20 protein-coding genes are annotated in these 23,704 nt (G+C 56.3%); 12 read left to right on the top strand and 8 right to left on the bottom strand.

Annotated elements, in window-relative coordinates; translation table 11 throughout:
- Positions 1–90 precede the first annotated feature (90 nt).
- The 7 genes from QRD42_RS15070 (at position 91) to QRD42_RS15040 (ending at position 5,967) form a co-directional block, all read left to right on the top strand.
- Positions 91–243: a Hok/Gef family protein gene (locus QRD42_RS15070; protein ID WP_083580923.1), complete on the top strand. Its 153-nt coding sequence runs from the start codon at positions 91–93 to the stop codon at positions 241–243.
- Between the two features lie 218 nt (positions 244–461).
- Positions 462–782, top strand: a complete 321-nt coding sequence (locus tag QRD42_RS15065; RefSeq protein WP_072569452.1) for a transcriptional regulator — start codon at positions 462–464, stop codon at positions 780–782.
- A gap of 44 nt (positions 783–826) precedes the next feature.
- Positions 827–2,116: an arsenic transporter gene (locus QRD42_RS15060; RefSeq protein WP_321987522.1), complete on the top strand. Its 1,290-nt coding sequence runs from the start codon at positions 827–829 to the stop codon at positions 2,114–2,116.
- A 12-nt stretch (positions 2,117–2,128) separates the two neighbouring features.
- Positions 2,129–2,560, top strand: a complete 432-nt coding sequence (gene arsC, locus QRD42_RS15055; RefSeq protein WP_321987521.1) for a glutaredoxin-dependent arsenate reductase — start codon at positions 2,129–2,131, stop codon at positions 2,558–2,560.
- A 115-nt stretch (positions 2,561–2,675) separates the two neighbouring features.
- The gene (locus QRD42_RS15050; protein WP_072568554.1) at positions 2,676–2,951 is read left to right on the top strand and encodes a metal/formaldehyde-sensitive transcriptional repressor; all 276 of its coding nucleotides are present in this window, start codon (positions 2,676–2,678) and stop codon (positions 2,949–2,951) included.
- Positions 2,952–2,987: 36 nt separating this feature from the next.
- Positions 2,988–4,106: an S-(hydroxymethyl)glutathione dehydrogenase/class III alcohol dehydrogenase gene (locus tag QRD42_RS15045; protein WP_072568553.1), complete on the top strand. Its 1,119-nt coding sequence runs from the start codon at positions 2,988–2,990 to the stop codon at positions 4,104–4,106.
- 172 nt (positions 4,107–4,278) lie between these two features.
- The gene (locus tag QRD42_RS15040; RefSeq protein ID WP_072568552.1) at positions 4,279–5,967 is read left to right on the top strand and encodes a methyl-accepting chemotaxis protein; all 1,689 of its coding nucleotides are present in this window, start codon (positions 4,279–4,281) and stop codon (positions 5,965–5,967) included.
- 65 nt (positions 5,968–6,032) lie between these two features.
- On the opposite strand, the gene QRD42_RS15035 is transcribed toward QRD42_RS15040, so the two are convergent.
- The 3 genes from QRD42_RS15035 to QRD42_RS15025 form a co-directional block, all read right to left on the bottom strand.
- The gene (locus QRD42_RS15035) at positions 6,033–8,408 is read right to left on the bottom strand and encodes a membrane-bound PQQ-dependent dehydrogenase, glucose/quinate/shikimate family (RefSeq protein WP_321987520.1); all 2,376 of its coding nucleotides are present in this window, start codon (positions 8,406–8,408) and stop codon (positions 6,033–6,035) included.
- 257 nt (positions 8,409–8,665) lie between these two features.
- Positions 8,666–10,963, bottom strand: a complete 2,298-nt coding sequence (locus QRD42_RS15030; RefSeq protein WP_321987519.1) for an FdhF/YdeP family oxidoreductase — start codon at positions 10,961–10,963, stop codon at positions 8,666–8,668.
- A gap of 129 nt (positions 10,964–11,092) precedes the next feature.
- A complete protein-coding gene (locus QRD42_RS15025) occupies positions 11,093–12,016 on the bottom strand; it encodes a LysR substrate-binding domain-containing protein (protein WP_072568549.1) in 924 nt (307 codons plus the stop codon).
- 298 nt (positions 12,017–12,314) lie between these two features.
- On the opposite strand from QRD42_RS15025, the gene QRD42_RS15020 reads away from it, so the two are divergent.
- The 3 genes from QRD42_RS15020 to nudI all read left to right on the top strand — a co-directional run bounded on the left by QRD42_RS15020 (position 12,315) and on the right by nudI (position 15,734).
- Entirely contained in the window at positions 12,315–13,658 is a 1,344-nt protein-coding gene (locus tag QRD42_RS15020) for a VOC family protein (protein ID WP_318362899.1), read from the top strand.
- A gap of 42 nt (positions 13,659–13,700) precedes the next feature.
- Positions 13,701–15,209, top strand: coding sequence for a carboxylesterase/lipase family protein (locus QRD42_RS15015; protein ID WP_321987518.1), 1,509 nt, complete (start codon positions 13,701–13,703; stop codon positions 15,207–15,209).
- A gap of 99 nt (positions 15,210–15,308) precedes the next feature.
- The gene (gene nudI / locus QRD42_RS15010; RefSeq protein ID WP_321987517.1) at positions 15,309–15,734 is read left to right on the top strand and encodes a nucleoside triphosphatase NudI; all 426 of its coding nucleotides are present in this window, start codon (positions 15,309–15,311) and stop codon (positions 15,732–15,734) included.
- Here the strand turns inward: nudI and QRD42_RS15005 are convergent, their stop codons facing one another.
- Positions 15,735–16,586, bottom strand: coding sequence for a LysR family transcriptional regulator (locus QRD42_RS15005; RefSeq protein WP_321987516.1), 852 nt, complete (start codon positions 16,584–16,586; stop codon positions 15,735–15,737).
- Between the two features lie 112 nt (positions 16,587–16,698).
- On the opposite strand from QRD42_RS15005, the gene QRD42_RS15000 reads away from it, so the two are divergent.
- Complete coding sequence (locus QRD42_RS15000; protein ID WP_321987515.1) at positions 16,699–17,868, top strand: pyridoxal phosphate-dependent aminotransferase; 1,170 nt, start codon at positions 16,699–16,701, stop codon at positions 17,866–17,868.
- 12 nt (positions 17,869–17,880) lie between these two features.
- The gene (locus QRD42_RS14995) at positions 17,881–18,660 is read left to right on the top strand and encodes an ABC transporter substrate-binding protein (protein WP_321987514.1); all 780 of its coding nucleotides are present in this window, start codon (positions 17,881–17,883) and stop codon (positions 18,658–18,660) included.
- Positions 18,661–18,707: 47 nt separating this feature from the next.
- Here QRD42_RS14995 and QRD42_RS14990 read toward each other — a convergent pair whose 3' ends face one another.
- The 4 genes from QRD42_RS14990 to QRD42_RS14975 all read right to left on the bottom strand — a co-directional run.
- Entirely contained in the window at positions 18,708–19,391 is a 684-nt protein-coding gene (locus tag QRD42_RS14990; protein ID WP_072568542.1) for an oligogalacturonate-specific porin KdgM family protein, read from the bottom strand.
- A gap of 64 nt (positions 19,392–19,455) precedes the next feature.
- Entirely contained in the window at positions 19,456–20,613 is a 1,158-nt protein-coding gene (locus QRD42_RS14985; protein WP_318362906.1) for a glycoside hydrolase family 88 protein, read from the bottom strand.
- Between the two features lie 14 nt (positions 20,614–20,627).
- Positions 20,628–21,875, bottom strand: coding sequence for an oligosaccharide MFS transporter (locus tag QRD42_RS14980; RefSeq protein WP_318362907.1), 1,248 nt, complete (start codon positions 21,873–21,875; stop codon positions 20,628–20,630).
- Positions 21,876–21,878: 3 nt separating this feature from the next.
- Positions 21,879–23,704 (bottom strand): DUF2264 domain-containing protein (locus tag QRD42_RS14975; protein ID WP_321987513.1); only part of this gene is annotated, 1,826 nt, incomplete at its 5' end.

Raw genomic sequence — 23,704 nt, 5'->3', positions numbered from 1 at the left:
CCACTCGACTATAAATCGAATGAGGCCAATCCAATGCCTAGACAACAGAAGATTAGCCTCTTAATTGTGAGAAATCAATCAGGAGGTTGTATGCGCAGGAGCTATGTGTATTGTCTGATGGTGATTTGTATCACCATTCTGGTTTTCGTCTGGATGGTGCGCGGCACGCTATGCGAGCTGCATATCAAAAGAGGAAGCACAGAGCTTACCGCGTATTTAGCCTACGAAGTTGAAACACGTTAAGAGCCACGGCGGGGAGCGATCCCCGCCACACCTCTGGCGTTTAGTCAGCTCATTGCATCCGCATTTAAAACCCGCTTCGGCGGGTTTTTTCATTATAAGGATGATGTAGCGGTTGCTCAGAAGCGCCGTCAACTTTTCTTGTCCGCGGGGATGTGTTTATTTCAAATCTAACAGATATGATTTAACATATGTGTATTCTAATGGCATCGGAGCAAGTAATGCTGGTTCCCGTTCAGTTGTTCAAGATCCTCTCAGATGAAACACGGCTCTCCATCATCATGCTTCTCAGGGAGGCCGGGGAGCTGTGCGTCTGCGATATTTGTGCCGCCACCTCTGAGTCACAGCCCAAAATTTCACGGCATATGGCGATATTACGCGAGGCAGGGCTGGTCATTGACCGCAGGGAGGGTAAGTGGATCCACTATCGTTTATCACCTCACATGCCAGCCTGGGCCGCCGAGACCATTACCACGTCATGGCAATGCCTGCGGGAGGATGTGCGTGAATGGCTACAAAAATTCGCCTGTACCTCCTGCTGAAACAGTAAAACACATTCACTTATGCATATGTAATGGAGTCTTAAATGTTACTGGCAGGAAGTATTTTCTTACTGACGCTGATACTGGTSATCTGGCAACCCAGAGGCCTCAGGATCGGYTGGAGCGCKAGTATCGGCGCGGTGCTGGCGCTGGCAACCGGYGTCATCCAGCTCGATGATATTCCCGTCGTCTGGGATATCGTCTGGAACGCGACAGCGGCATTTATCGCCGTCATTATTATCAGTCTGTTGCTTGATGAATCCGGATTCTTTGAGTGGGCAGCGCTGCATGTGTCCCGCTGGGGCAACGGACGGGGGCGGCTATTGTTTACCTGGATCGTCTTGCTGGGCGCGTCGGTGGCGGCACTATTCGCTAACGACGGTGCCGCGCTCATTCTCACGCCAATAGTGATAGCCATGCTGCTTGCGCTGGGATTCAGCAAAGGCACCACCCTGGCCTTTGTCATGGCCGCGGGGTTTATCGCCGACACGGCCAGCTTGCCTTTGATTGTCTCGAATCTGGTTAATATCGTCTCGGCTGATTTCTTCAGGCTGGGCTTTACGCAATACGCCTCGGTGATGGTGCCTGTGGATATGGCGGCCATTGCCGCCACCCTGGTGATGCTGCACTTATTTTTCCGCAAGGATATTCCGGCAACCTATGACGTTTCGCTGCTGAAAACACCCGCCAGCGCTATTAAAGATCCCGCGACCTTCAGGGCGGGCTGGATTGTTTTGCTGCTGCTTCTGGTGGGTTTCTTCGTTCTGGAGCCACTGGGTATCCCGGTCAGCGCGATTGCGGCGATGGGGGCGGTAGTCCTCTTTGTCGTGGCGAAAAGAGGACATTCTATAGATACCGTAAAAGTGCTGCGCGGTGCGCCCTGGCAGATCGTCATATTTTCTCTGGGTATGTATCTGGTGGTTTATGGTCTGCGAAATGCGGGCCTCACCGAATATTTGTCGGGTATGCTGAATATACTGGCAGTGAAGGGCTTATGGGCAGCCACATTTGGCACGGGCTTACTGACTGCTTTTCTGTCGTCGATCATGAATAATATGCCAACGGTGCTGATCGGCGCGCTGTCGATTGATGGCAGCGCGGCGAGCGGTGTGATTAAAGAGGCGATGATTTATGCCAAYGTGATTGGCTGCGATTTAGGACCAAAAATCACCCCGATCGGCAGTCTGGCGACGCTGYTGTGGCTGCATGTTCTGGCACAGAAAAATATGAACATCACCTGGGGATACTACTTCCGCACCGGTATCATCATGACCCTGCCAGTGCTGTTTGTCACTCTGGCCGCGCTGGCGTTGCGTCTCTCTTTCACATTGTAATGAGATAACACTATGAGCAACATTACCCTCTATCACAATCCAGCTTGCGGCACGTCRCGCAAYACGCTGGAGATGATCCGTAACAGCGGCCATGAGCCTGACATCATTTATTATCTTGATACCCCTCCGTCGCACGATGAGCTGGTAAAACTCATTAACGATATGGGAATTTCTGTACGGGAGCTGATGCGTAAGAACGTCGAGCCTTATGAGCAGCTTGGTCTTGCGGATGCCAGGTTTAGCGATGAGGAGTTAATCGGATTTATGCTCCAGCATCCTCTGCTAATCAACCGCCCCATCGTCGTAACCCCCCTGGGTACCCGGCTGTGTCGCCCCTCTGAGGTGGTGCTGGATATTCTTCCGGCGCCTCAGAAAGGCGCTTTCACGAAAGAAGACGGCGAAAAAGTGATCGATGCCTCCGGCAATCGGGTAAAATCGCAATAGCGCAAATTGATACTGACTAAAACCCGCTTCGGCGGGTTTTTTCATTCAGATTTCTTGTTTACATGAACACCCTTAACTGTTTACTATACCCCCTACAGTATAAGAAGGAGAATGTATGCCGCATTCACCCGAAGACAAAAAACGCGTATTAACCCGCGTGCGTCGCATTCGCGGGCAGGTTGAGGCGCTGGAGCGTGCGCTGGACGCAGGCGAACCATGTATTGCCATTTTGCAGCAAATCGCCGCCGTTCGCGGTGCGGCTAATGGCCTGATGGGCGAGATGGTCGAAATTCACCTCAAAGATGAGCTGGTCAGCGGTGACACTTCACCGGATCAACGTGCAGCCCGGATGGCCGAAGTCGGTCATCTTTTGCGCTCTTATCTAAAATAATCATTACCGTTCAAAGAACAGAAGGGAAGAGACACTATGAAATCACGTGCTGCAGTAGCATTCGGGCCAGGCCAGCCCCTGAAAATTGTTGAGATTGACGTTGCGCCGCCGAAAAAGGGCGAAGTGCTGGTTAAAATCACTCATACCGGCGTGTGTCACACGGATGCGTTTACCCTGTCGGGGGACGATCCGGAAGGCGTATTCCCGGCGGTGCTCGGTCATGAAGGCGGCGGCGTAGTGGTGGAAGTGGGTGAAGGCGTCACCAGCCTGCAACCGGGCGATCATGTGATCCCGCTTTACACCGCTGAATGTCGTGAATGTAAGTTCTGTAAATCCGGCAAAACCAACCTCTGCCAGGCAGTACGCGCCACTCAGGGCAAAGGCCTGATGCCGGACGGCACCACCCGTTTCTCTTACAACGGCGAGCCGATCTATCACTACATGGGCACCAGTACGTTCAGCGAATACACTGTAGTGGCGGAAATTTCCCTGGCGAAAGTGAACCCGGAAGCCCCGCTGGATAAAGTTTGTTTGCTTGGCTGCGGCGTGACCACCGGTATCGGCGCGGTACATAATACCGCTAAAGTAAAAGAGGGCGATACCGTTGCGGTGTTCGGTCTGGGCGGTATTGGTCTGGCGGTGATCCAGGGCGCGGTCCAGGCGAAAGCCGGGCGCATTCTGGCGGTGGATACCAATCCGGAGAAATTCAAGCTGGCGCGTGAAATGGGCGCGACCGATTTCGTTAATCCGAAAGATTACGACAAGCCGGTTCAAGAAGTCATTGTTGAAATGACCGACGGCGGCGTCGATTTCAGCTTCGAATGTATCGGTAACGTCGACGTAATGCGTGCTGCGCTGGAGTGCTGCCATAAGGGCTGGGGCGAGAGCGTGATCATCGGCGTGGCCGGTGCGGGCCAGGAAATCAAAACCCGTCCGTTCCAGCTGGTCACCGGGCGCGTATGGCGCGGCTCCGCCTTTGGCGGCGTCAAAGGCCGTACCCAGTTACCGGGCATGGTGGAAGACGCGATGAGCGGCAAAATCCAGCTCGATCCTTTCATCACCCACCGTTTACCTCTGGATCAGATCAATGAAGCCTTTGACCTGATGCACGAAGGTAAATCTATCCGTACCGTTATCCATTTCGGCGATAACTAATGCCACAGCCGGCGGTCTGCCGCCGGCAATTTACCCCTTCAGGATTTCTTTAGGGGGTATTGTCTGAATCTGTGAGCCAGCTAGCGCTTTTAAGCATAAGGGAAATTCCCGGATTGCCGATGACTATTTTACAGGCGTGTATGACGCACCTTCCTATAAGAGAGTCGATAGCATGGACAACACAGCAGCGATGCACAAACCGCAAACCGTAGGTTTTTTACATCACATACGGTTAGTTCCTCTGTTTTCTTCAATTCTCAGCGGCATCCTGGTGCTGTTTGCATTGAGTGCAGGGCTGGCGGGATATTTTCTGATTCAGGCTGATGGCGATCAGCGCGACGTCACTGAAGAAATTCAGATACGCATGGGATTATCGAACAGCTCCAACCATTTACGCACAGCGCGTATCAATATGATCCATGCCGGCGCGGCCAGCCGCATTGCGGAAATGGATGATATGAAAGCCAACATCCAGGAAGCGGAAAAGCGCATTAAGCAGTCGCAGGAAGGCTTTGCCGTCTATCAGAATCGCGGCGTAAAAACCTCCGCCGACGAAGCGCTGGACGGCGAACTCACCACCCGCTACAACGCCTATATCAACGGCCTGCAACCGATGCTGAAATATGCCAAAAACGGCATGTTTGAAGCCATTATTAACCACGAAAACGAACACGCCCGTCAGCTGGACAGCGATTATAACGACGTGCTGATGAAGGCGATTAAGATCCGTACCGAACGCGCCGCGGCGCTGAGCGATCTGGCGCACCAGCGTACGCAGCTCGGCCTGATGTTTATGGGCGCGGCCTTTGTCATCGCGCTGATCCTGACACTCATTACCTTTGTGGTGCTGCGCCGTACGGTGATCCAGCCGCTGCAACGCGCCGCAAATCGCATTGAGCACATTGCCGCAGGCGATCTGACGCTGGCCGACGAACCTACCGGTCGCAGCGAGATCGGCTTGCTGACCCGCGATCTGCAAAAAATGCAGCACTCGCTGGTGCAGACCGTGGGCACCGTGCGGGAGGGGGCAGAAGAGATTTATCGCGGCACCAGCGAGATCTCCATGGGCAACACCGATCTCTCCTCGCGCACGGAACAGCAGGCTGCCGCTATCGAACAGACCGCTGCCAGCATGGAGCAGCTCACCGCCACCGTGAAACAGAATGCCGACAACGCGCATCACGCCAGTAAACTGGCCGGTGACGCTTCCGGTAAAGCCAGCAAGGGCGGGCAGATTGTCTCCGGCGTGGTGAAAACCATGGGCAATATCTCCAGCAGCTCGAAGAAAATTTCTGAAATTACCGCGGTGATCAACAGCATCGCCTTCCAGACCAATATTCTGGCGCTTAACGCCGCCGTTGAAGCTGCCCGTGCGGGTGAGCAGGGGCGTGGTTTTGCGGTAGTGGCAAGCGAAGTGCGCACCCTGGCCAGCCGCAGTGCGAACGCCGCCAAAGAGATCGAGGGGCTGATCAGTGAATCCGTATCCCTGATTGAACGTGGTTCAAACGAAGTGGTCGCCGCCGGTGACACCATGGGCGATATTGTGGACGCGGTTAAACGTGTGACCGATATTATGCTGGAAATTGCTGCCGCTTCGGATGAGCAGAGCAAAGGGATCGAGCAGGTAAGCCAGGCGATCACTGAAATGGATAACGTCACCCAGCAGAACGCCTCGCTGGTGGAAGAAGCCTCGGCCGCCGCTGCTTCGCTGGAAGAGCAGGCCGCGCGTCTGACTCAGGCGGTAGGCGCATTCCGTCTGCAAAAGGCCGCACCGGTTCGTACTGAGAAAGCGGCTCCCAAAGCCCCGCTGGCGACTACGCGCCCGGCGATGGCGAATAACGATAACTGGGAAACTTTCTGACAGGTTGAATTTCCCCTCACCCCGGCCCTCTCCCTGAGGGGAGGGTTAGGGTGAGGGGCAACGATTTACGGCAACGCGTAAGCAATAATATAATCACCGCGATCCGGCGACTGACGAGCGCCGCCCGCATTAATCACGATGTACTGCTTACCGGTTTTCGGTGACACATAAGTCATCGGGCCGGACTGGCTGCCAACCGGCAGACGATCCTTCCAGATTTCTTTCCCGGTCGCCGTATCAAAGGCGCGCAGATAAAAATCCTGCGTCCCCGCGAAGAACAGCAGGCCAGACTGCGTGGCCAGCGAAGCGCCCAGTGTCGGCATACCAATCGGGATCGGCAGGTGCATACGAATACCCAGCGGACCGGTATCCTGCACGGTACCCACCGGAACCTGCCACACCAGCTTGCCGGACTTCAGATCCACCGCAGACATCGTTCCGAACGGCGGTTTCTGACACGGAATGCCCAGCGGCGACAGGAAACGTTCGCGCATCGCGCCGAACGGCGTACCGTCCATCGGCACAATCCCCATCTCAATCCCGCTGGCGTTTTTCGCCACGTTAGCGCGCGGCACCATATAGTTCGCCAGTCCCAGACGCATGTCGTTGACAAACATCAGGCTATTGTTGGGATCGACAGACACGCTGCCCCAGTTCATGCCGCCCAGCGAGCCGGGGAATTGCAGCGAGCGGTCCAGACCCGGCGGGGTAAAGACGCCCTGATGACGCATCGCCTTAAATTCGATACGGCACAGCAGCAGATCGACAGGCGTGGCGCCCCACATATCTGACTCGGTCAGCGTCTGATTGCCGATCATCGGCATGCCAACGGAATAGGGCTGCGTCGGGGAGTAACGTTCACCTTCCACATTGCCCGCAGGCACCGGGCGCTCTTCCACTTTCGCCACCGGCTCGCCGGTTTCACGGTTGAGCATAAAGATCATGCCCTGTTTGCTGGTCTGCACCAGCACCGGGGTGGAGCCGCCTTTACCATCCGGCAGATCGTAAAGTAGCGGCTGCGACGGCAGGTCAAAATCCCACAGATCGTGGTGGGTGGTCTGATAATGCCAGCGCACCTGACCGGTGGCGGCGTCCACCGCCACGATTGACGAGCTGTACTTATCGTCCAGTTCCGTACGCTGACCCGCCCAGAAGTCCGGGGTGGCGTTGCCGGTCGGCAGATAGATCAGGTTCAGTTTCGCGTCATAGGACATCGCCGACCAGACGTTCGGCGTACCGCGCGTATAGGTCTGGCCTTCCGGCGGCAGGCCGGTCAGCGCCGGATTGCCCGGATCCCAGGCCCAGGCCAGTTTCCCGCTGTGCACATCATACGCGCGCACTACGCCCGGCGGTTCACCGGTGGAGAAGTTATCCGCCACGCGCCCACCGACGACCACCACATCCCCTGCCACCAGTGGCGTGGAGGTTTGCTGGTAATAGCCTGGTTTGATCTCGCCCATGCCGATGCTCAGATCCACCACACCATGATCGCCAAAATCATCACAGAGTTGGCCGTTATCGGCGTTGATCGCCACCAGACGCGCATCGGTGGTCGGCAGGAACAGACGACGCGGGCAGGCCGCGACCTGCGGGCTTTGCGCCGGTGCGCTCTGCGCCTGCGTCTCTTCGTAATAGCCTAAACCACGGCAGCGCTGCCAGTTAGGCGCGGTGGCTTTACTGTCGTAACGCCATTTTTCTTTACCGGTGTCCACGTCCAGCGCCAGCACTTTGCTGTACGGCGTACAGACAAACAGCGTGTCGCCAATCTGTAACGGCGTGTTTTGATCTTCCGCGCCGGAGCCGTTGCTCTGCGGAATATCGCCGGTATGGGCCACCCAGGCCACTTTCAGGTCGTTAACATTCTGCTTGTTGATTTGATCCAGCGCGGCGAAGCGGTCGCCGTGGGTGGTGTTACCCCAGTGCTTCCAGTCTTTCTGCTGCTGACCGGGGGCAACAGGCTGCACCGGGACATCTTCATTTGCACTGACCAGCGTCTGCGGTTTAAACATCCAGCCCGCGCTGACCAGCAGCACCAGCGCCAGCACCGCCGCCACGCCAAAGGCCGGTTTTTTATTGATCGGCTGCGCAGTCTGCGTCGCGCGCAGGAAAGGCCAGAGAATAGCGGCCAGAAACGCCAGCACGCCGAAGGTAAACAGACGCGAGAACAGCGGCCAGAATTCCCAGCCTGCATCGCTAATCGCCCAGATAATGGAGGCGATAAATGCCAGCGCATACAGCAGGATCCCGCTGCTGCGCGTTCTGATAATTAGCACGGCGGCAATGAGCATCACCACGCCCATCACCAGAAAGTAAGCGCTGCCGCCAAGGGAGACGAGCTTAATACCGGGAATGCCAATCGCCAGACCGATAAGGATCATCAGCCCGGCAAGTAACCACTGCAGGATACGAACCATCCCGCGCGGCCTGTTGCTTGTTGCCATAAGTTCTCCTGAACACACCAATCCGCTGGTTATTGCGAACCAGACGGATAAATAAAACTTTAAATTTAGCGTAAAGATGGGGTCTTTACCCACCAGATAATAAGTTAATGAACCATCTGGTGAACGGGCAACATGATAAAACTGTTAAATTGTTTTACGCAATTGTTAAAAATAAAATCAGCATTATTTGGGAACGAAGGGGGGAGAACAAATAACGTAGGCCCGGCAAGCGCGCGCCGCCGGGCAAGGCAGGAAGATCAGGCAATACGCAACGATGGTCGCGTCTGCGCCGGCGTCACCGACACCGGGATCGATTTCGAGGTCGGCGTGCCGGTGCCGTCACCAAAACTGGTCAGCGGCACCAGCGGATTGGTTTCCGGGTAATAGGCCGCCAGATTACCGCGCGGAATGTCATAAGACACCAGGCGGAAATTCTCCACCTGACGCAGGATGCCGTCGCGGGAGGCGGTGGTAATGTCCACCCGATCGCCATCGCTTAGCCCCAGCGCGGCGATATCGTCCGGATGCATAAAGAGCACATCACGCTGGCCGTACACGCCGCGATAACGATCGTCCAGCCCGTAAATGGTGGTGTTGTACTGGTCGTGCGAACGCAGCGTTTGCAGCACAAAAGGGGACTCCACATCAGGGCAGATGGAGGCGGGCAGCGGCGCGGCGCTGAATTCCGCTTTGCCAGACGGCGTAGTGAAATTCAGCGCGGCGGCGGCGTTCCCCAGCCAGAAACCGCCGGGTTCATCGCAGCGGGCGTTAAAGTTTTCAAAGCCCTGCAGGGTGGCGGCGATGTGATCGCGGATCAGCGAATAATCATCCGCTAACGCCCGCCAGTTCAGCTTCTCATCCCCGAGCGTAGCGTGGGCGATGTTCGCCACAATCGCCGTTTCCGAACGTTGCAGCGCGCTGAGCGGTTTGCCGATACCTTCAGAGGCGTGCACCATGCTGAAAGAGTCTTCCACGGTGACAAACTGGCGGCCGCTGGCCTGCATATCTTCTTCGGTGCGGCCCAGCGTTGGCAGGATCAGCGAGGCTTTACCCGGCATCAGATGACTGCGGTTAAGCTTGGTACTGATATAGACCGTCAGACCACAGCGGCGCAGCGCGTCATGAACGCGTGGCGTATCCGGCGCCGCAGCCGCCAGGTTACCGCCGAGGGCGATCAGCACTTTCACCTCGTCGCGCAGCATGGCTTCGATGGCTTCAACCGTATGATGACCCGGCTCGCGCGGCGGCTCAAAATCAAAGTGACGCCCCAGACTGTCGAGCAGCGCAGCGGGCGGCTTCTCGTCGATCCCCATGGTGCGGTTACCCTGCACGTTACTGTGCCCGCGTACCGGGCAGAGTCCCGCGCCAGGTTTGCCGAGATGGCCGCCCAGCAATTGCAGGTTGGCAATCTCCCGCACCGTGTCCAGCGAGTGTTTATGCTGGGTGATGCCCATCGCCCAGGTGCAGATCACCCGTTCGGCGTGCTGCCACACGGCGGCGGCGTCACGCAGTTGCTGTTCCGTAAGGCCTGACTGTTGCGTAATGACGTCCCAGGACGTGGCATCGATTTGCGCAAACCAGGCGTCAATGCCGTGGGTGTGCTGATTAATAAAGGTTTCGTCAAAAATGCCCGGCTGGCCGTCGGCAAGACGCTGACGTTGCGTTTCCAGCAGCGCTTTCGCCATACCGCGTACCGCCGCCATATCGCCGCCGAGATTCGGCTGATAGTAGGCGGAGCTGATGGTGCCCGCTTTTGGCGTCACCAGCTCCAGCGGTTTTTGCGGATCGGCAAAGCGCTCCAGCCCGCGCTCGCGTAGGGTATTGAAGGTGACGATTTGCGCACCGTGATCGGCGGCGTGGCGCAGGCTGTGCAGCATACGCGGATGATTGGTGCCGGGGTTTTGCCCGAAGACGAAAATGGCGTTCGCGTGGGCAAAATCATCCAGATGAATGGTCCCTTTGCCAACGCCGATGCTGCGTTTCAGCCCCGCGCCGCTGGCTTCATGGCACATATTGGAACAGTCAGGAAAATTATTGGTGCCGAGCATACGGCCAAACAGCTGATAGAGGTAAGACGCCTCATTGCTGGCGCGCCCGGAAGTATAGAGTTCCAGCTGATTGGGATGATCCATGGCATGCAGATGTTGCGCAATTAACGCATATGCATCTGCCCAGCTTATCGGCTCATAGCGATCGCTCTGCGGGTTATAGCTCAGCGGTTCGGTCAGGCGGCCCTGGTATTCCAGAAAATAGTCGCTCTGCGCGTTCAGGGCGCTGACGCTGTGTTGCGCAAAAAACTGGGCGTCCACTTCACGGCGCGTCGCCTCCCAGGTCACGGCTTTGGCACCGTTTTCGCAGAAACTGAAGGTACTTTTATTGTCATCACCCCAGGCGCAGCCGGGACAGTCAAAACCGCGGGCTTTGTTCATACGCAGCAGGTTGCGCATATTGCTGAGGGCATTTTTGCTGTCAATCACGAAGCGGGTGGTCGCTTCCAGAGAGCCCAGACCACCGGCAGCAGCGTGGTAGGGTTTTATGGTGGTTCTGAATTTCATCGGTTCTTCCTGACAGCGGGTTGCTGATGAATGAGTGTAATGTGCGTAACAGCAACCCTTAATCAACAACTTTATTATCACACAATTAACGAAAAATTCATAAATTGCGCAACAGGAAGAACGCCGGATTTACTCCGGCATCGATTTGCGAATGGCGCTGAGCAGCGTTTGCGCACCGGCAGAAAGCGGGGCGTCAATGCGGGTAATGATACCAATAGGTTCGCCCGCGCCATGCGTTGGCACCGGCAGGGCAACCAGCGCGCCCTGGCGCAGATCGTCTTTCACCGCGCCGGATGGCACGAACCACACGTAGTCATACTCAATGGTCAGCTGACGCGAGAGGGAAGCAGACAGCGTTTCGATGCAGCCGGTGGGCAGCGTGCAGCCCTGGGTGGCGAGCAGCGCTTCGGTATGCTGACGCGGCGCGGTGCCTTCCGGTGCGACCACCACCGGCCAGGAAAGGACGCGGCTTAAGGTCACGGTATCCTGCAACAGCGGATGACGCGGACGCACCACCAGTTTCAGGGATTCAAGGAACAGCAGTTCGTAGTTCAGCCCGCTCATCAGCTCCGGATCGGACATGCGCCCGATGCCGATGTCCAGCTCGCCGGTTTTTAAGCCCGCCAGCAACATCGGGTTATTCATGGTGCCGACCTGAATGGTGATGTCCGGCAGATGCGGATGAAATTCGCCGATCACCGTCGGCAGAATGCCCAGCGCGGCAGTAGGCAGCGCGCCGATGCGCACCACGTCCGTTTTCACGCCTTCTTTACGGGTCAGGGATTGCCCGGCGGAGTTCACCGCTTCCAGTACGCGCACCGCGTGGCTGAGAAATTGTTCGCCGACCAGCGTCAGCTGCGCGCCCATGCGTCCGCGATCGAACAGCCGGGTGCCGGTCAGTTGCTCCAGTTCATTGAGCGTTTTTGATAACGCCGGCTGACTCAGGTTAAGGGTTTCAGCCGCACGCCCCAGGGTACCCTGTTGAGCGACGGCGACAAATGTATGTAGATGGCGCAGACGGATGCGCTGACTGAACAGACCATTTTTTTCCATAAGTAATGTTAAAAACAGAGCGTACCCGCTGACAAGAGAAGTTGTTGAATATTGATAACCTGCTAGCAAAATATTATTAACATTTAATCTATTTGACTTACAACTGCTTATTGCGCAAAGCGGGTACGCACGCCGTCTGGCGGTCAGCAATGGGGAGGAGGCTGAACATAATGTTTTGTTATGCAAGCGGACTCGCGGACGAGGCGGGGGCTGGTCAGGATCACACTTTCTAAATTCTTCCCGCGCGGCCCGGCTGCCTTCTCTACACTCCAGATATATCAACCAGAGGCATGACAATATGGCAAGCAACATCACGGCAGATGACATTCGGGAAGACTTTTCGCAGGCCATGTCGACGATGTATCAGCAAGAAGTTCCGCAATACGGCACGCTGCTGGAACTGGTGGCCGATGTAAACCTGGCGGTACTGGAGCAGAATCCGCGCCTGCATGAACAGCTGGCGAATGCCGATGAGCTGGCGCGTCTGAATGTCGAACGGCACGGCGCGATCCGCGTCGGCAGAGCGTCAGAGCTGGCGACGTTGCGGCGTATGTTTGCCATTATGGGTATGTATCCGGTGAGCTATTACGATCTCTCGCAGGCTGGCGTGCCGGTACATTCCACGGCTTTTCGTCCCATTGACGACGCGGCGCTGCTGAAAAATCCCTTTCGCGTCTTTACCTCGCTCCTGCGCCTCGATCTGATCGAAAATCCCGATCTGCGCGAGCGTTCGGCAGCGATCCTCGCCGCCCGGAATATCTTTACCCCGCGCTGCCTGGCGCTCATCGAACGGCATGAACAGCAGGGAGAGTTCACCGCCGCCGAAGCCCGCGAATTTGTGCGCGAGGCGCTGGAAACCTTTCGCTGGCATCAGCATGCCACCGTTGATCACGCCACCTATCATGCGCTGCACAATGAGCACCGGCTGATTGCGGATGTGGTGTGCTTTCCGGGCTGTCATATCAACCATTTAACGCCGCGCACGCTGGATATCGATCATGTGCAGTCGCTGATGCCTGAATATGGTATCGAACCCAAAGTTTTGATTGAAGGCCCGCCGCGTCGTGAAGTGCCGCTGCTGCTGCGTCAGACCAGTTTCAAAGCGCTGGAAGAGCCGGTGCGCTTTGCCGGGGAGGAGCAGGGGACGCATACGGCGCGCTTTGGCGAAATCGAACAGCGCGGCGTGGCGCTGACGCCGAAAGGCCGCGCGCTTTATGATCGTCTGCTGAGCGAGGCGGGCACCGGCAAGGACAACCTCAATCACCAGTTGCATCTCCAGGCGGTGTTTAAAGCCTTTCCGGACAGTGAGCTGCTGCTGCGCCGCCAGGGGCTGGCCTATTTCCGCTACCGCCTGACGCCAACCGGCGAGGCGCACCGCCAGGCTATCCGCCCCGGCGACGATCCGCAGCCGCTGATTGAACGCGGCTGGGTCACCGCGCAGCCCATCATTTATGAAGACTTTCTGCCGGTCAGCGCGGCAGGGATTTTCCAGTCTAATCTGGGGAATGAAACCCGGCAGCGCCGCCAGGGTAACGCCAGCCGCGAAGCCTTCGAGCAGGCGCTCGGCTGCGCGGTGCTGGATGAGTTCAGTCTCTATCAGGCGGCGGAGGATCGCAGTAAACAGCGTTGCGGTCTGCTGTAAACCCGCTACGCTGATGGACTGAACAGCAAGAGGAATGCGCTTATGGAAAATCCCTCCACCCCGCTGGCGGAAACCCGCCTGGGAACGGTTATTGGCCTCGCGGAAAACGGACTGCACGTCTGGCGGGGCATCCCTTATGCCGCGCCGCCGGTCGGTGACCGCCGCTGGCGTGCGCCGCAGCCGTTGACCGCCTGGTCAACCCCACGCGTCGCCGACACCTATTCGCCCTCCAGCTGGCAGAGCAGCGAATACTGCCGCGCGCTGGGCGGCGGCGATCCGGGCGAGTTCTCGGAAGACTGTCTGTATCTCAATATCTGGTCCCCTGCGGTGCGTCGCGAACCGCTGCCGGTTATGGTCTGGCTGCACGGCGGTGGCTTCACCATAGGCGCGGGCGGTCTGCCGCCCTACAACGGCAGCGCGCTGGCACGGCGCGACGTGGTGGTGGTCACCCTCAATTACCGCCTCGGGCATCTGGGATTCTTTGCGCATCCGGCGCTGGAAGAAGAAGCGGGCGAGCGGGTGTATAACTTTGCATTGCTCGATCAGATCGCCGCGCTGCGCTGGGTGAAAGAGAATATTCACGCCTTCGGCGGCGATGCGGAAAACGTCACGCTGTTTGGCGAATCGGCCGGCGCGCGCAGCGCGTTATCGCTGATGGTGTCGCCGCTGGCAAAAGATCTGTTCCATAAAGCCATTATTCAGAGCGGCTATGCGCTGCCCGATACGCCGCGGCGTACGGCGCTGGCAAAAGGCAAAGCGCTGGCGGAGCATCTGGGTCTGGCGGACGCCACGCCGGAACAGCTGCGCGCCATTCCGGCGGAAGATCTGTGGCCGCTGGCCGCGCCGCACAATGTTGCGCCTGTGCCGATTGTCGGCGATGCCGTGCTGCCGCAGCCGATGATTGAATGCTTTTTCAACGCCCGCCAGCATCCGATGCCGGTAATGATCGGCTCCAACAGCGACGAGGCCAGCGTCATGTCGGTATTCGGCGTCGATCTGGCGGGGGAGATCCAGAAACTACGCCGTCAGCGCCGCTTCGGTCTCGGGCTTATTAAGTTGCTCTATCCCGGCGTTAAAGGCGATACCGAGCTGGGCCGCCAGGTGTGCCGCGATATGGCGTTCACCACCATGGGATTTGTGGTGATGCAGGCGCAGCAGCGCATCGGCCAGCCGTGCTGGCGCTACTGGTTTGATTATGTGGCGGAGGCCGAGCATGAAACCTATCCCCACGGGGCCTGGCATGGCAACGATGTGCCCTATGTGTTTGACACCCTCGGCGAGATTTCGCCGTCCTGCGACTATGTCACAGAAAGCGACCTGAAATTCGCCGGACAAGTGGCGGATTACTGGGTTAATTTCGCCCGTCACGCCAGCCTCAGTTGCACTACGCTGCATGGCCCGGTGCGCTGGCAGGCCAGCGTGCGTGGTAAAGACCGCCTGTTACGCATCGGGCTGAATAAGTATGCCGGATTTAAGCTGGTGAACCGCTTTATGCGCACGCGGATGGAGCTGTTTAAACGGGTGATGCACCAGCACGTTAGCCTGGATTAGCGATCCAAATTGCATAGCGTAAGATCGGCTTCTGGTCGCATTAATGGGAAGGGGCTTCTGATAGATTGGTTCAGAAGACATTGATTTTAAGGAGATAAAATGCGCCAGCGAGTAATTGTATGTCCGGTGATCCAGAATAACGGCGAGTATCTGTTGTGCAAGATGGCCGCCGATCGGGGTGTTTTCCCCGGACAATGGGCGTTACCGGGCGGCGGCATGGAGCCTGGAGAAACGATGGAAATCGCGCTCAGACGCGAAATCAGGGAAGAGTTAGGGGAGCGCCTCGATATTACGGATATTCAGCCCTGGGCGTTTCGGGATGATGTGCGAACCAAAACCTACCCGGACGGCACTACCGAAGAGATTTACATGATTTACCTCATCTTCGACTGCATAAGCGCCAACCGCGACATCACCTTTAATGAAGAATTCGAAGAGGTGATGTGGGCATCAGCGGACGCGCTGAAAGCGCTGGATCTGAATGAGGCCACCCGCATGACCTTTAAACAGAAAGGACTGCTTTAGTCAGCATGGAGTAGCCGTCAGCAGAATATCGCGGAAGATGGCCAGCCCGGCAGCTTTATCCGGCGAGGCGCGCAGTACCAGCCGGTAACTGGCGCCGGTTTTCACGCTGTGGTTGAACGGGCGGCGCAGTCGCCCGGCACGCAGATCTTCGGCCACCAGGGTTTCATCGGCTATGGCGATGCCAAAGCCCTGGATCGCCGCGCTGATCGCCAGATCCATGGTGTCAAAGTGTTGATTTTTTTTCATGACCGGAGCGATCTGCGTCTGGCCTGCCAGCCATAATGACCAGTCGGTTTTATCCCGCGTCGGGTGCAGGAACGTCATTTGCTCCGGCGCGCTGTGCTCATCACCTTGCGCGCCAATCACCGGCGTCAGCGCTTCTTCAAACAACAGATCGCCCGCACTCAGCTGCGTGCCAAACACAATGGCCGCGTCATAAGGTTCGGTTTTGAAATTGACTGTATGATCGCTGGTGGTAGTCAGCGACACCTGCAAATCCGGGTTTTCCCGCTCCAGCCTTAATAACCGTGGTACCAGCCAGCGCAGGGCGCAGGTGGGCGCTTTCAGCCGCACCACCGTTTGCTGCTGGCGCGCCTGCTCGGCCACCGACGCCAGATGTTCAAAGGCCGACTGTAACTCCGGCAGCAGGGCACTGCCCTGGGGCGTCAGGCGCAAGCCTCTGGCGTGACGTTCGAAAAGCGGAAAGCCAAACCACTGCTCCAGCGCGGCGATTTTGCGGCTCACCGCGCCCTGGGTCAGACACAGTTCTTTTGCGGCGTGGGTCAGATTCAGATGCCGGGCGGTCACCAGAAAGGCGTCAATAGCGTTAAGCGGCAGGGAACGACGCAGCATGGTGTCTCCGGGTATGCATTTTTGTCATGGCTATTATGACAACAATTCGGTTGTCGCCTCAATCGACTTTTGGTTTGAATGGTTATGCAATTTTGCTGAGAAAGGAACGAAAATGACTTTGCGTACGCCGGTGCAGACCCGCTCAAAACTTCCCGATGTGGGCACCACCATTTTTACCGTCATTGGTCAGCTCTCCGCTGAACATAACGCCATTAACCTTTCTCAGGGCGCGCCCAATTTTATGTGTGATGCCGGGCTGATCGCGGGCGTCACCCGTGCCATGCAGGCCGGACATAATCAGTACGCCGCCATGACCGGCCTGCGTCCGCTGAAAGAGCGCATCGTCGAAAAGGTGCAGGCTTTATACGGCACCCGGTATGACGTGGATGACGAAGTGCTGATCACCGCCAGCGCCAGCGAAGGGCTGTACTCAGCCATCAGCGGGCTGGTGCATCCGGGCGATGAAGTGATCTACTTTGAGCCATCCTTCGACAGTTACGCGCCCATTGTGCGTTTACAGGGCGCAACGCCAGTGGCAATCAAGCTGACGGTGCCGGAGTTTGCCGTCGACTGGGAAGAGGTCAGCGCCGCTATCACGCCGCGCACGCGGATGATCATCGTCAACACGCCCCATAATCCCAGCGGACAGGTCTTTTCCCGTCACGATATTGAGCAACTGGTGCGCCTGACGCGCAATACCGATATTGTGATCCTGTCGGATGAAGTGTACGAACATGTGGTCTTTGACGGGGAGCAGCATCACGGCATGGCGACGCATCCGCAGCTGGCGGAGCGCAGCGTGATTATCTCCTCATTCGGCAAAACCTATCACGTCACCGGCTGGCGCGTTGGCTACTGTATCGCTCCCGCCGCGCTGATGGATGAGATCGTCAAAGTGCATCAGTTTATGATGTTCTCTGCCGATACGCCGATGCAGTACGCTTTTGCCGAACATATGAACGATCCGCAAACCTGGCTGTCGCTGGCGGCGTTTTATCAGCGTAAGCGCGATATGCTGCAATCGCTGCTCGAAGACTCGCCGTTTCGCGTGCTGCCGGGGGCCGGGTCTTTCTTCCTGCTGGCGGATTACAGCGCGTTCAGCGACGAAAGCGACAGCGAGCTGGTGAAACGGCTGATCGTCGAATGCGGCGTCGCCACCATTCCGCTGTCGGCGTTTTATACCGATGGCACGGATAACAAACTGATCCGCCTCTCTTTTGCGAAAGACGAGGCAACATTACGGGCAGGGGCGCAGGCCCTGTGTCGGGTTAAGCCACGCTAAGGAGCGTCATTGATGAAACTGAAAGCACTCTGTCTGGGAATGGGTATGCTCTGCTCGCTGTCGTCCTTTGCGGCCGCCGAACTGCGTTACGGGCTGGAAGCGGAATATCCGCCCTTTGAAAGTCGCAACGCCAGCGGCGAACTGGAAGGGTTTGATATTGACCTCGGCAACGCCATCTGCAAAGCGGCGGCGCTGAAATGCAGCTGGGTGGAAACCTCTTTCGATGCCCTGATCCCGGGCCTGGTGGCGAAAAAATACGACGCCATTAACTCGGCGATGAACATTACTGAACAGCGTCGTCAGAGTATTGATTTTACCCAGCCGATCTACCGTATCCCGTCGCAGCTGGTGGGCAAAGCGGGCAGCGGTATGGAAGCCACGCCGGAGGGTCTGAAAGGCAAGTCAGTCGGCGTATTGCAGGGTTCAATTCAGGAAACCTACGCCAAAGAGCACTGGGAGAAGCAGGGTGTGACCGTGGTTTCCTATAAAGATCAGAATCTGGCGTGGGCGGATCTGCTTAATGGCCGTATTGACGCCTCGCTGGTGATGTCCGCCGCCGGACAGGCCGGTTTCCTCAGCAAGCCGCAGGGCAAAGGCTTTGGCTTTATCGGCAAGCCGGTATCGGACGACACCATCCTGGGCAGCGGTATCGGTTTTGGTCTGCGTAAAGGCGATGAGGCGACGAAAAAACAGCTGGACGCGGCCATTGATAAAGTGCGCGCCGACGGCACCATCACCCGTCTTGCGGCAAAATATTTCCCTGGCATTGACGTCAGCGTCAGCGGTAAATAACGCCCTGATCCCCCGCCCGTAAACCTGCGGCGGGGGATTGCAGCACCTCAGAAGTAATAGCGCATCCCAAGACGGATGCGGTAACGCTCCGCATGATTACCGGTATCGCGATCCAGCCAGGACAGCTGCACAAACGGACGCCAGTTGCGGGTCATTTTCCAGCTGAACTTATGGTTCAGCTCCCAGCTATGATCTTTGCCGTTTTTACGGTTGTAGTTCTGCGTATTGATATAGAGATCCGGTTCAAATTCATAACTCAGCACCTCACTGATTTTATAATTCACCACCATTACCAGCTGGTGATTATCATTATATTCCATCTCCCGATCCAGGCTGCGGGTCCGGTAGTTCATATGGTTAAACCGGTATTTAAACGCGGCGGCCAGATCCGGATTAATGCTGTAACCCAGTTGCACATAAGGCGAGGTGGTGGAACCGGCATTAGTCGAGTTAATAATACCGCCGGGACTGAGCGTGAGTTTATCGGTAATTTTCCACAGCGGGTACCAGCCCTCTATTTCATCGAAGCTGTGCTTAAGCTGATTGAGCTCACCCGTATTATAAACCGTCTGGAACAGTAGCCCCGCGCCGTTATCAAAATTATAGCCCGCACCCAGTTTAAACTGGTGTTCTTCCGACGCGCTTTCCCAGGCTTCGCGTACTTCAAGATAGCCGCCGGCATGGCTAAAGGCGGGCAGCGCAATAGCCAGAAGCAGTATATTTTTATTCATAACAAACCTTTTGACAGAGATAAGATATTCTCAGCAAAGCTGATATTTTTTTAGATAAATATGATTACCAGTATTTTGCTAACGGCGAATGCAGGCGTGAAATTGCCTCAAAGAAAAAATAATCGCCCCACAGACAATATTCATCAACGCCGCGTGATTTATTCATATTGTAAACCGCATGCTTTAAATAACCGCTGTCCGTTAATGCCGGATCGTAATAATTCACGCACAGTTCATTCATGATCGTCAGCGCACTGTGAATGAAGTTCCCGCGTTCGGGATCAAGCACGGACAGCGAATCCGCCAGCGCCAGTAAACCACAAACTGCAATGGCCGCCGCTGAACTGTCCCGCGCAGTGCCGGGTGCGCTGAGGCTCAAATCCCAGTAACAGATGGTATCGTCGGGCAGATGCCGCAAAAAATAACGTGCCGTTGCGGTCGCAGCCTCAAGGAACTGTCTTTCTCCGGTGTAGTGCCAGCTGAGGGTAAAACCATAGATCGCCCACGCCTGGCCGCGCGCCCAGCACGAATGATCGGCATAACCCTGATGCGTGGTGCCTTTTAGCGGTTCGCCTGTTTCCACATCCATATAAAAGGTGTGATAGGTGGAGCTGTCTTCCCGCAGCAGATATTTCTGCGCCTGGCGGGCGTGCTGACGGGCGATCTGCGCATAACGGCGGTCGCCGGTTTGCTCTGAAGCCCAGTACAGCAGCGGTAAATTCATCAGGCAATCGATAATCATGCGGCCCTGCTGGTGCGGATCCGCTAAATCGCCCCATGCCTGAATAATCTGCGCATGAGGGTGATAGCGGGCAATCAGTAAATCCGCCGCCCGCAGCGCCTGGGTGCGGGCATTTTCATCCCCGGTGCTGCGCCAGGCGTTTACGCAGGACAGGCTGAATAAGAACCCCAGATCGTGCGTTTCAATATCATGTTGTTTATCCAGGCGTTCTGCATAACCGGGTAATTGTTGTTGCAGCTGGCGGAGGAAAAAATCATCTTCCGTCATCTGCCACGCCAGCCAGGTCATACCGCTCCAGAAACCCGTCGTCCAGTCGGTATTGGGCGTTGTCGGGTAAGCGCTGTTAATACTGCACGCCGCGGGATAACGTCCTGCAAAACCTGTCAGTTGATACTTCAGCTTTTGGGTCATGCTGACCCGTATCACATTGAGATCGCTAATCAGTGATTTATCTTTCAGGCTGTTTTGATGCATATTCATGTGGCAGTAAGTCCTTACGAGACGGAAGGTTTAGTATTACTGGCAAGCGCCAATCGCTCATCGTTATCAGAGAGCACAAAGATGGAGAGCAGGGCAAAGAGGATCACGATGCCGCCCATAATGAAATAGGTATTGCCGAAACCAATATGGTCATACAGATAACCCACTGGCGCCGAGACAAATATGGTGCCGACATACATGGTGCACTGGTAGCCAATCAGGTACATGGTGGCATTGACCTTTTTATCGAAGTGATTGGCGATATATTTGAACACCGCGATTAACAGCAGGGCGTTTTCCAGACCATATAATGGTTTAATAAAGGCGATCATTAACGGACCGGTGGCGAAACCGGAAACGACCAGCCGCAGGCCGATAACCAGACCGGCAAATATTAGCGCTTTGCGTGCGCCAAGTTTATTCACCACCCAGGGCATGGTGAGCATTGAAATAAACTCGACGATAGCCTGCACGGTACTGAGGTAGCCGTACCAGGAGGTGCCGGAATTATCGCCATGAAAGAAGGAAATAAAGTAGCGCGGGAACTGTTGTTCGGCGATATGCATGATCCAGACAATACCGGCAACATAAAAACAGAAGCGCCAGAACTTGCCATCTTTCAGCAGGCGTCGCACGTCCGGCAGGCTGATTTTCTTCTCCGGCACCACGGCGTTTTCCTGATTATCGGAGGCCGGAATTTTAATGCTCACCAGCAGCGCCAGCATGATAAGCGAGGTGATGCTGCTAATGGTAAAGTTAATGGTCGGCGAAATATTAAATAAGATCCCCGCAAACGAAGCGGTAACCGCTGCGCCACAGGATCCCCACATTCTGATGCGGCCAAATTCAAAGCCTTTTAAGCGGCCAAAGCGATCGCAATAGGATTCAGAGGCGGCGATCCCGGCGTACCACGCAAGGCTAAGATAGAGCGCGCCCGCCACCACGCCGAGCGAAAAATGGCTGCTCAGTAACGGGTGATAAACATAGACGAAAAACGGCATCAGCAGCGACGACATGATCGCCACAAAATAAAGCAGATATTTTTTCATTCCCAGTTTATCGGTAATAAAACCATAAACCGGTTTCATTACCACGGCGAATGCACCGTTCACCGCGAATACCGCGCCGATTTCCGCGCTGGTTAAATCGGCATGCTGACCAAGCCAGATGGAATATAAGCTGAAGCTCATGGTCCAGATAACAAAATACAAAAAAATAAAGGCGCTGATCTTTATATAATCAATACGATGGGTGGTGTTCATTTCCTACTCCACAGTGACGGTACAGGGCAAGGGGATGTCATAAACATGGGGGTGAAGCACCACCTGAATATGCTGCGGCTGACGGATAATTTCCGGCAGCGCAACCTCATCAGGCGGGGTGGTCCCGGCGTGCACAAAACAACACAAAATATGCTCGCCGGGCGCGAGATCCTGTTGCAGAACCGGAACGGCACTACAGCAGGGGTAAAGAATATTGCTGGCAGGCGGGCTGACGATCAGGCTACAGGGGCGCGCCAGCGCCGGTGACAGATCCACCATGCGCGAGAAAAAACCGTGTTGCGGGCTGACGCAGGTTCCGAAGCAGGCATCAAAGGAACGCTGCGGATTGCCGGTGATCGGCACCGGAAAGCCGCCTTCCACGCTGTGCAGCGATCGCGCGGTATTGACCACATGCAGACGCAGATGGCCTGACGCGAGCGGCAGCAGCCAGCTATGGATAGTGACATCCGGCCACGGCGACCAGACAAAATGCAGTTCGTTTTCCGTGCAGGTTTTCAGTTCGCTGGTGCGACGCCCGCGGTAATACCCGTCGTGCTCCGAGAGCAGCAGCATGGAATCGCAGGCGTTGAGTTCGATACCGTAGCGGCTGCGTTCCAGGTTAAATCCCAGCAGCGACGAGCAGGCAAATTTGCTGTATTTGCTTTCGCTGTTGGCGTAATTTTTCCCTGGCCACTGGCCGCCATTAAGCAGGTAATGATGTCCGGCAACGGCGTCGTCAATAATGATTTGTCCGGCATGGGGTAAGGCGCGGAGCGGTTCGCGCGCAGGCAACGGCAGCGCATCGCTGGCCCAGAAGGGGTGATCGTCATTAAGGGCCAGCACCAGAAACAGCTTACAGGCCCAGTACGGCGAGCCGGGCGCGTTGTATTCTTCGGCAATGAGATCGCTGGCGTAGCCATATCCGACGGTGAGCACGCCGCGCGCGTCGAGAATGTCCCGTTGCAGCCAGTCGTTGAGATGACGTAACACCAGGCCTTTCAGCACGCCAGGCGGAAAAGTGCTTAACCCGGCAAACGCGGCGGCGCTCCAGAAAGCGGCCTGTGCAAAGCGATAGGTCATACTGCGGCCAAAAGCGATGGCCGCGCCGTCGTGATTAAAAAAACAGATAAAATCGCGGGCGAAGCGATCGGCGCGTTCACGCAGCAGGGCGCAGCGCTGCGGATCATAATCGCCCATCAGACGGGAATAGATCAGGCCGTAAAAATGCAGCGCCATCGCATTATAATAATCGCGGGGTCGATTAAGGCCGTCGCTGTACCAGCCATCGCCACAGTAAAAGCTGTCCAGGCGGGAAAAGTGCTGCTGAATAATGTCCATCGACCAGGACTCACCGCACAGGCAAAAACCCATTTCGATCATGACGGGAAAAAACGACCAGTTATTCGCCGGAATTTTTGCATGGCGTAATTGCCGCAGCCAGGCGATCAGCCGTTGCCACTCCTCATCGCGCATCTGATCCCGCAGTTGTTTATCTGCCAGCGCCAGGCCTGCGCCAAACACCGCCATTTCAACGCTCAACTGGTCAAAGTCCCCCACGTCACCCCAATAATGCGGGTGCGAGGGGTCGGTACCCTCGGCCATACGACGAATAATTTCCGCGGTGATGTCGTGATTAACTTCTCCCTGTGCTAACAGGGGAAATATTCCCCACAGCAGGCGGCTGAAGGTTTCCATCGCCGCGGTTTTTTCGCCGTAAAGAGGAATGCGATTACCGGTTAAAATACCCGCGTAATCATCATTGCGCTGTTGCCAGACGGCATTAAATAAGTTTTTAAAACACGCTTTAGTTTCGCGGCGTGTTTGTATCT

It is taken from the genome of Enterobacter sp. PGRG2 (assembly GCF_030291195.1).
GTDB lineage: Bacteria > Pseudomonadota > Gammaproteobacteria > Enterobacterales > Enterobacteriaceae > Enterobacter_D.
The sequence above is the reverse complement of the archived record's forward strand: the minus strand, read 5'-3'. Positions and strand labels throughout refer to the sequence as shown.